Raw genomic sequence first — 7,993 nt, forward strand, 5'->3', positions numbered from 1 at the left:
GGCTCCCGGCGCCGCGCCGACCGCGACGGTCAGGAGGGGGGCGCCGACCGGAAGTTCCGTCCCCTCCTCGCCGAACCGGGCCGTCACCACACCGCCGTACGGGCAGGGCACGTCGACCAGCGCCTTGGCCGTCTCGACCTCGACGACCGGCTGGTCGACGGCGACGACGTCGCCGACCTGCACCAGCCACCGCACGATCTCCGCCTCGGTGAGCCCCTCACCGAGGTCGGGCAGTTTGAACTCCAGGACCTGCGCCATCAGTTCTCCGTCCCTTTCCTCAGCCGGTCCTGCCCGTCCCGGCCCGTCACTGGTCCCACGTCAGCGGCCCCACGTCACTGGTCCCACTGGAGGCGCCCGACGGCGTCCAGCACCCGGTCGACGCCCGGAAGATGGTGCCGTTCCAGCATCGGCGGGGGATACGGGATGTCGAACCCGGCCACCCGCAGCACCGGCGCCTCCAGGTGGTGGAAGCAGCGCTCGGTCACGCGCGCCGCGATCTCGCCGCCTGGCCCGCCGAAGCCGCCCGACTCGTGCACCACGACCGCCCGCCCGGTACGCCGCACCGACGCCGCCACGGTCGCGTCGTCGAACGGCACCAGCGAGCGCAGGTCGACCACTTCGAGGTCCCAGCCCTCCGCGCGGCCCGCCTCGGCCGCCTCCAGACAGACGGGCAGGGACGGCCCGTACGTGATCAGCGTGGCGCTGGTCCCCGCGCGGCGGACCACCGCCGTGCCGATCGGGTCGACGTCCAGCGGATGCTCGGGGTTCCAGGAGTCCTTCGACCAGTACAGCCGCTTGGGCTCCAGGAAGACGACGGGGTCGTCGCTGGCGATGGACTGCCGCAGCAGCCCGTACGCGTCCGCGACGGTCGCCGGGGTGACGACGGTCAGACCCGGTGTCGCCATGTAGTACGCCTCGGAGGAGTCGCTGTGGTGCTCGACACCGCCGATCCCGCCGCCGTAGGGGATGCGCACGGTCAGCGGCAGCGCCATCGCGCCGCGCGTGCGGTTGCGCATCCGCGCGACGTGAGAGACGAGTTGTTCGAAGGCGGGATAGGCGAACGCGTCGAACTGCATCTCCACGACCGGCCGCAGCCCGTACATCGCCATGCCCACGGCGGTTCCGAGGATGCCGGCCTCCGCGAGCGGCGTGTCCGTGCAGCGGTCGTCACCGAACTCCTTGGCGAGCCCGTCGGTGACGCGGAAGACGCCACCGAGCGTGCCCACGTCCTCGCCCATGACGTGGACCGTCGGATCCTCGGCCATGGCGTCGCGCAGCGCGCGCCCGAGCGCCTGCGCCATGGTGGCCGGCTTGGCGGCGACCGTGGTCATGCCCGTCCCCCTTCGGCGCCGTCGGCGGCCTGCGCCTCGGCCTCTGCCTCGGCGTCGAGTTCGGCCCGCAACTGTGCCGCCTGTTCGCGCAGTTGCGAGGTCCGCTCGGCGTAGACGTCGGCGAACAGGTCCATGGGTTCGAGCTCCGGGTCCTGGTTCATGCGTTCGCGCAGGTCGGCGGCGCGAGCCTCGGCGTCGTCGCGCACCGCCTTCAGGCCCGCCTCGTCGATGAGGCCGCGCGCGGTCAGCTCGCGTTCGAGCAGCAGCACAGGGTCGTGCGCGCGCCATGCCTCGACCTCGTCGTCGGTGCGGTAGCGCGTCGCGTCGTCGGCGTTGGTGTGCGCGTCGAGCCGGTACGTGAGGGCCTCGATCAGTGTCGGTCCGCCGCCTTCACGCGCGCGGGTCACGGCTTCGCCGAGCACCTCGTGCACGGCCACCGCGTCATTGCCGTCGACCAGGCGGCCCGGCATCCCGTACCCGACGGCCTTGTGGGCCAGGGTCGGCGCCGCGGTCTGCTTCGCCAGCGGCACGGAGATGGCGAACCCGTTGTTCTGCACGAGGAAGACGACCGGGGCGCTCCACACGGCCGCGAAGTTCAGCGCCTCGTGGAAGTCTCCCTCGCTGGTGCCGCCGTCGCCGACCAGCGCGAGCGCCACCACGTCGTCGCCCTTGAGGCGCGCGGCGTGGGCGAGGCCCACGGCGTGCGGGAGTTGCGTCGCCAGGGGGGTGCACAGGGGCGCTATGCGGTGCTCGCGCGGGTCGTACCCGGTGTGCCAGTCGCCGCGCAGCAGGGTCAGTGCCTCGACCGGGTCGAGGCCGCGGGCGACGGCGGCGAGCGTGTCGCGGTAGCTGGGGAAGAGCCAGTCGCGCTCGCCCAGGGCCAGCGCGGCGGCGACCTGGCATGCCTCCTGGCCGGTCGACGAGGGGTAGACGGCGAGGCGGCCCTGCTTGGTCAGGGCGGTCGCCTGCGTGTTGTAGCGGCGGCCGCGCACGACCTCCGCGTGCAGGCGGCGCAGCAGTGCTGGGTCGGTGTGTGCCGCGGCCGGAGTGCCCAGGACCCGGTACGGCTCCGCGTCGGGCAGCAGCGGCGCGGGGTCCGTGCTGGGCTGCCAGGCGGGCGGCGGCGCGGTACGGGCCGCGTGGCCTGCGCCCTGCTGCTCCATGACCGTCATGACGGCACCTCCTCGTGGGAGCGGCTTCGACGGGCGCGTCGGATGTGATGCGCCTCACCTACCGATTGTTCGGTCGTCGGCACATTTTGGCTACAGCCACCTCCAGGCTGTGGACAAACGGTTCTCCACAGCCTGAGATGAACGCATTACGTCCATGGTAGGGAGGCGCGGGCACATGGCATCTGAACAAATGGCCGACGGCCACGACGGTGCGGCCGCCGAGCCCGCCGCCCGCCCGCTGGACGCCATCGACCGCGACATCCTCAACATGCTCCTGAAGGACGGCCGCGCCTCGATACGCTCCGTCGCCGAACGTGTCCACGTGTCACGGGCCAACGCCTACGCCCGCATCAACCGACTCGTCGAGGACGGCGTCATCCGCGGCTTCGGCGCACGCGTCAACCACGAACGGGCGGGCCAGGGCGCCTCCGCGTACATCACGCTCAAGATCGTCCAGAACTCCTGGCGCACCGTCCGCGACCAGCTGCGCCGACTGCCCGAGGCCTCGCACATCGCACTGGTCAGCGGGGACTTCGACGTCCTGATCCTGGTGCACACCCGGGACAACAGGGCGCTGCGCGAGCTGGTCCTCACCAAGCTCCAGGCCATCCCCGAGGTGCTGAGTTCGCGCACCCTGCTGGTCTTCGAGGAGGAGGACCTGGAGCCGGACGCGTAGAACCGGACACGTAGAACCGGACACGTAGAACCGGACACGTAGAACTGGACGCGAGAATCTAACGCCAGAACCGGATGCGTAGAACCAGCGGCGAGAACCAGACGCGTAGAAGGCGCGTAGAAGGCGCGTAGAAGGCGCGTAGAACCGGACGCGCAGAGGCGTTCACACGCCCTCGCGCAGCCCCCCGAAGACCAGTTCCACGACGGCGTCGGCCACCTCGCGGTCGGTGAGGCGGCCACCGCTGTCGGGCCGGTACCACTCCACGATGGAGTTGATCATTCCGAAGACGAGACGGGTCGCGAGCCGCACTTCTATGTCGCCGCGCACGTCCCCGTCTGCCGCGGCCGCCTTGAGCAGTTCGGCCACCTGGTGGTCGAACTCCCGGCGGCGCTCCATGGCCCAGCGCTCGGTGTCGGTGTTGCCGCGTACCCGCAACAGCAGCGTCACGTAGGGAAGTTCACCGGTCAGCACCTCGACCATGCGCCGGGTGACGTACTCCAGGCGCTCGACCGCGCGGCCCACGCGCGCGTGCTGCTCGTCGAGAATCCCGAAGAGCCCGTCGAGCGCCCGGCTCACGGCACGGCGCAGCAGCTCCTCCTTGCCCGTCACATGGTGGTAGATCGACGACTTGGAGATGCCCGCCGCCTTGGACAGGTGCTCCATGGACGTGCCGTCGTAGCCCCGCTCGTTGAACACGGTGACGGCGACCGCGAGCAGCGTGTCGGGCGTGTAGGTGTCACGGCGCGCACCGGCGCCGGGTCGTGGGGTGCTCATGCGGCGCCCTTCCCGTTCTCGGGTGCGTACGACTGGCGGAAGAGGGCGAGCGAGGGCGCACAGCGCCCCGACGGTTCGCGCTCGTGCAGGTCCTCCAGGAGCGACAAGGCCCAGCCGCGGCCGATCCTGCGGTCCCATTCCAGCGGGCCCAGGGGGTAGTTGACGCCCAGCCGCATCGCGGTGTCGATGTCCTCCCCGGTCGCCACCCCCTTGGCGACCGCGTCGTGCGCCAGGTCGATGATCCGTGCCACCGTGCGGGCCACGATCATGCCGGGCACGTCACCGATGACGCTGACCTTCTTGCCGAGCGCCTGGAAGAGCCCGGTGGCCTCGGCGAGGGTGCGCGGGTTGCCCGTCGGTGACGCGGACAGGGCGATACGGCTCGCCGCGCGGTAGTCGAGCGCCAGGTCGAAGTAGACGACGTCGCGGAACTCCACGGCCGTCTGCCCGTCCGCGGGCGCCAGCTGCCCGCCGCCGGGCAGCACGATGCGCGTGCCCCGGTCCTCGTCCTCCTGCCGCACCTCGATACCGGCCTCACGGATCATCGCGACGAGCTCGCCCGCGGGCTCCAGGTCGCCCTCGACGACCACGTGGGCGGGCGCCTCGGCCGGTGCGGCCGTGTGCGGTTCGGGCCGCCGGTCGTCCTGCCCGTACGCGTACCAGCCCTGCCCCGACTTGCGACCCAGGCGGCCCGCCTCCACCAGGCGGCGCTGGGCCAGCGAGGGCCGGAACCGCGGGTCCTGGAAGAAGCCCTCCCACACCGAGCGGGTCACGGCCTCGTTGACGTCCTGGCCGATGAGGTCGGTGAGTTCGAAGGGGCCCATCCGGAAGCCGCCGCTCTCGCGCAGCACCGCGTCGATGGTGGCGGGGTCGGCGCCCTGCTGCTCGTGGACGGCGAACGCCTCGGCGTAGAAGGGCCGCGCGATCCGGTTGACCAGGAAGCCGGGCGTGTCGGCGCAGGCCACGGGCGTCTTGCCCCAGGCGCGTGCGGTCTCGTATGCGCGCGTGGCCGCGGTGACGTCGGTGGCGGCGCCGGAGACGACCTCCACGAGCGGCATCAGCGGCGCGGGGTTGAAGAAGTGCAGCCCGACGAACCGTCCGGGCGTGCGCAGCGCCCCGCCGATCGCCGTCACGGACAGCGACGAGGTGTTGGTGGCGAGGAGGCAGTCGTCGTCGACGACGTCCTCCAGGTCGCGAAAGAGCCGCTGCTTGACGTCCAGCCGCTCCAGGACGGCCTCGACGACCAGACCCGCGCCGGACAGGTCGCCGAGCTCGCGCGCGGCGGCCAGCCGGGCGACGGCGGCGTCGCGCTCGTCGCCGCTCATGCGTTCCTTCTCGACTAGCCGGTCCAGACGCGCGGTGATCGCCTCGGCGGCGGCTTCGGCCCGCCCCTCCACGGCGTCGTAGAGCCGCACCGGATGTCCGGCGACGAGTGCGACCTGGGCGATGCCCTGGCCCATGGTGCCGGTGCCCACCACGCCCACGAGGCGGTCATGTGCCGTCATGCCGACCTGTCTCCCTCCCGCGCCCCACAGCCGGGGCTCTGCGGCCTCTGCGGCCTCTGCGGCCTGGGCCGCCCCTTGCGGCGCCCACGCGAGATCTTCCCGTACGGGGTCGGGGGCCGGGGGTCCGGGGCCTTTCGGGCCGGTTTTCCACAGGTTCCGTACACCCTGTTATCCCGACCGATCGTTCGGTTACTCTAACTCTGTCCGTCCACCTCTGCCCAGTCCCGCACAGTCCTGACCCGTCAGCCCTGTCGGTGCGGGCAGCCCTGCCAGTCCCGCCCAGCACGCCGGTTCGACGAAGAGCCGTCGCCGAGGAGGAGTTGGTCCGTCATGGCCGCCGAGCTCACCGCCCACGACCTGATCGCCAAGCACCGTCCCACGCTCGACCAGGCGCTGGAGGCGATCCGCACGCGCGCGTACTGGTCGCCCCACCCCGAACATCCCAAGGCGTACGGGGAGGACGGCAGCCTGAGCCTCGCCGAGGGCAAGGCCGCTTTCGACGCGCTGCTCGGCACCCGGTTCGACCTCTCCCAGCCCGGCACGGACGACTTCGTGGGCGGCGAAGTATCGCCCTACGGGCCGCAGTTGGGCATCACGTACCCGCACGCCGACATCGACACCCTGCTGCCGGCCATGCGCGCGGGCATGCGCGCATGGCGCGAGGCGGGCGCCGAGACGCGCGCGGTGACCTGCCTGGAGATCCTCGCCCGGATCAGCGCCCGCACCCACGAGTTCGCGCACGCGGTCATGCACACCAGCGGCCAGGCCTTCATGATGGCGTTCCAGGCGGGCGGCCCGCACGCCCAGGACCGCGGCCTGGAGGCGGTGGCGTACGCGTACGTGGAGCAGGTCCGCACCCCGGACACGGCGGAGTGGACCAAGCCGCAGGGCAAGCGCGACCCGCTCGTCCTGACCAAGCGCTTCACCCCGGTCGCCCGTGGCATCGCCCTCCTGATCGGCTGCAACACCTTCCCGACGTGGAACGGGTATCCGGGCCTGTTCGCCTCCCTGGCGACCGGCAACCCGGTCCTGGTCAAGCCGCACCCGCGGGCGGTGCTGCCGCTCGCGCTCACGGTGCGGGTGGCGCGCGAGGTGCTCGCCGAGGCGGGATTCGACCCCAACCTGGTGGCGCTCGCCGCCGAGCGTCCCGGCGAGGGCATCGCGAAGACCCTGGCCGTTCGCCCCGAAATCAAGATCATCGACTACACGGGATCGACGTCCTTCGGCGACTGGCTCGAGGCCAACGCCCGCCAGGCTCAGGTCTACACGGAGAAGGCCGGGGTCAACACGGTCGTGGTCGACAGCACCGACGACTACAAGGGCATGCTGGCCAATTTGGCGTTCTCGCTCTCCCTGTACAGCGGTCAGATGTGCACGACCCCGCAGAACCTGCTGCTGGCGCGCGAGGGCATCGCCACCGACCAGGGCCACAAGACGTACGACGAGGTGGTCGCGGACCTCGGCAAGGCCGTGGACGGCCTGCTCGGCGACGACGCCCGCGCGAACGGACTGCTCGGCGCCCTGGTCAACCCGGATGTGAAGGCCCGTCTTGAGGCGGCGCCCGGACTCGGCGAAGTAGCCCTCGCCTCGAAGGAGATCAGCAACCCGGAGTTCCCGGACGCCGTGGTGCGCACCCCGGTGATCGTGAAGCTCGACGGTGCCAAGCCCGACGCCGAGGCCGCCTACATGAGCGAGTGTTTCGGACCGGTCTCCTTCGCCGTCGCCGTCGACTCCACCGGGGACGCCCTGGAGCTGCTGCGGCGCACGGTGCGCGAGAAGGGCGCCATGACGGTCGGCGCGTACACCACCTCCCCGGAGGTGGCAGAAGCCGTCGAGGAGGTCTGTCTGGAGGAGTGCGCGCAGCTCTCGCTCAACCTCACGGGCGGGGTGTACGTGAACCAGACGGCCGCGTTCTCCGACTTCCACGGTTCGGGCGGCAACCCGGCGGCGAACGCGGCGCTGTGCGACGGCGCGTTCGTGGCCAACCGCTTCCGGGTCGTGGAGGTGCGCGGGAAGACCGTCTGACGTCCGTCGCCTGCCGCCTGCCGACTGCCGCCTGGCGCCTGGCGCGTGCGCGCGTCAGGCGGGCGCGTGAGCGCTGTGCGCGCTCCAGTGGAAGAGCGTCATGCCGACGCTGGTGGCCAGGTTGTAGCTGGAGACCTGGGGCCGCATCGGCAGCGACACCAGCCGGTCGGCACGCGCGCGTAGTTCGGCCGACAAGCCGCTGCGCTCGGACCCGAAGGCGAGCAACGCGTCGTCGGGCAGCTTCAGGCCGCGGATGTCCGCGCCCTCGGGGTCGAGCGCGTACAGCGGCCCGTGCGGCAGTTCGTCGACGGCGAGCCGCTCCACGACGGTCGCGAAGTGCAGCCCGGCCCCGCCCCGCACGACGGTGGGGTGCCAGGGGTCGAGGCTGCCCGTCGTGACGACTCCGGACGCCCCGAAGCCGGCGGCGAGGCGGACGACGGCGCCCGCGTTGCCGAGGTTGCGGGGGTTGTCGAGCACCACCACGGGTGTCGTGCGCGGGGTGGCGCGCAG

8 protein-coding genes are annotated in these 7,993 nt (G+C 71.9%); 2 read left to right on the forward strand and 6 right to left on the reverse strand.

Annotation, left to right across the window (positions count from 1 at the left end):
- The 3 genes from OFY01_RS13255 to pdhA form a co-directional block, all read right to left on the reverse strand.
- The coding region (locus OFY01_RS13255; RefSeq protein ID WP_323135507.1) for a biotin/lipoyl-containing protein at positions 1 to 258 on the reverse strand (258 nt) is incomplete at its 3' end.
- Between the two features lie 74 nt (positions 259 to 332).
- Positions 333 to 1,331 carry an alpha-ketoacid dehydrogenase subunit beta gene (locus tag OFY01_RS13260; protein WP_266599527.1) on the reverse strand — a complete coding sequence of 333 codons (999 nt, stop codon included), beginning with the start codon at positions 1,329 to 1,331 and terminating at the stop codon, positions 333 to 335.
- Positions 1,328 to 2,503, reverse strand: a complete 1,176-nt coding sequence (pdhA, locus tag OFY01_RS13265) for a pyruvate dehydrogenase (acetyl-transferring) E1 component subunit alpha (RefSeq protein ID WP_266599529.1) — start codon at positions 2,501 to 2,503, stop codon at positions 1,328 to 1,330. The genes OFY01_RS13260 and pdhA overlap by 4 nt, the downstream gene beginning before the upstream one ends.
- Before the next feature lie 190 nt (positions 2,504 to 2,693).
- Between pdhA and OFY01_RS13270 the strand changes: the two genes are divergently transcribed.
- Positions 2,694 to 3,179, forward strand: a complete 486-nt coding sequence (locus OFY01_RS13270) for an Lrp/AsnC family transcriptional regulator (RefSeq protein WP_266599538.1) — start codon at positions 2,694 to 2,696, stop codon at positions 3,177 to 3,179.
- A gap of 162 nt (positions 3,180 to 3,341) precedes the next feature.
- Here the strand turns inward: OFY01_RS13270 and OFY01_RS13275 are convergent, their stop codons facing one another.
- The gene (locus OFY01_RS13275; protein WP_266599531.1) at positions 3,342 to 3,953 is read right to left on the reverse strand and encodes a TetR/AcrR family transcriptional regulator; all 612 of its coding nucleotides are present in this window, start codon (positions 3,951 to 3,953) and stop codon (positions 3,342 to 3,344) included.
- On the reverse strand, positions 3,950 to 5,458 hold the full coding sequence (locus OFY01_RS13280) for a 3-hydroxyacyl-CoA dehydrogenase (RefSeq protein ID WP_266599533.1): 1,509 nt from the start codon (positions 5,456 to 5,458) through the stop codon (positions 3,950 to 3,952). Before OFY01_RS13280 ends, OFY01_RS13275 begins: the two co-directional genes overlap by 4 nt.
- Before the next feature lie 330 nt (positions 5,459 to 5,788).
- Here OFY01_RS13280 and paaN point away from each other — a divergent pair, with 330 nt between their 5' ends.
- Positions 5,789 to 7,483 (forward strand): phenylacetic acid degradation protein PaaN, encoded by a 1,695-nt coding sequence (gene paaN / locus OFY01_RS13285; RefSeq protein WP_266599535.1) that lies wholly within the window; start codon positions 5,789 to 5,791, stop codon positions 7,481 to 7,483.
- 54 nt (positions 7,484 to 7,537) lie between these two features.
- Here the strand turns inward: paaN and OFY01_RS13290 are convergent.
- The coding region (locus OFY01_RS13290; RefSeq protein ID WP_266599537.1) for a TrmH family RNA methyltransferase at positions 7,538 to 7,993 on the reverse strand (456 nt) is incomplete at its 5' end.

The organism is Streptomyces beihaiensis, from assembly GCF_026274175.1.
In the GTDB taxonomy this organism is placed as follows: Bacteria; Actinomycetota; Actinomycetes; order Streptomycetales; family Streptomycetaceae; genus Streptomyces; species Streptomyces beihaiensis.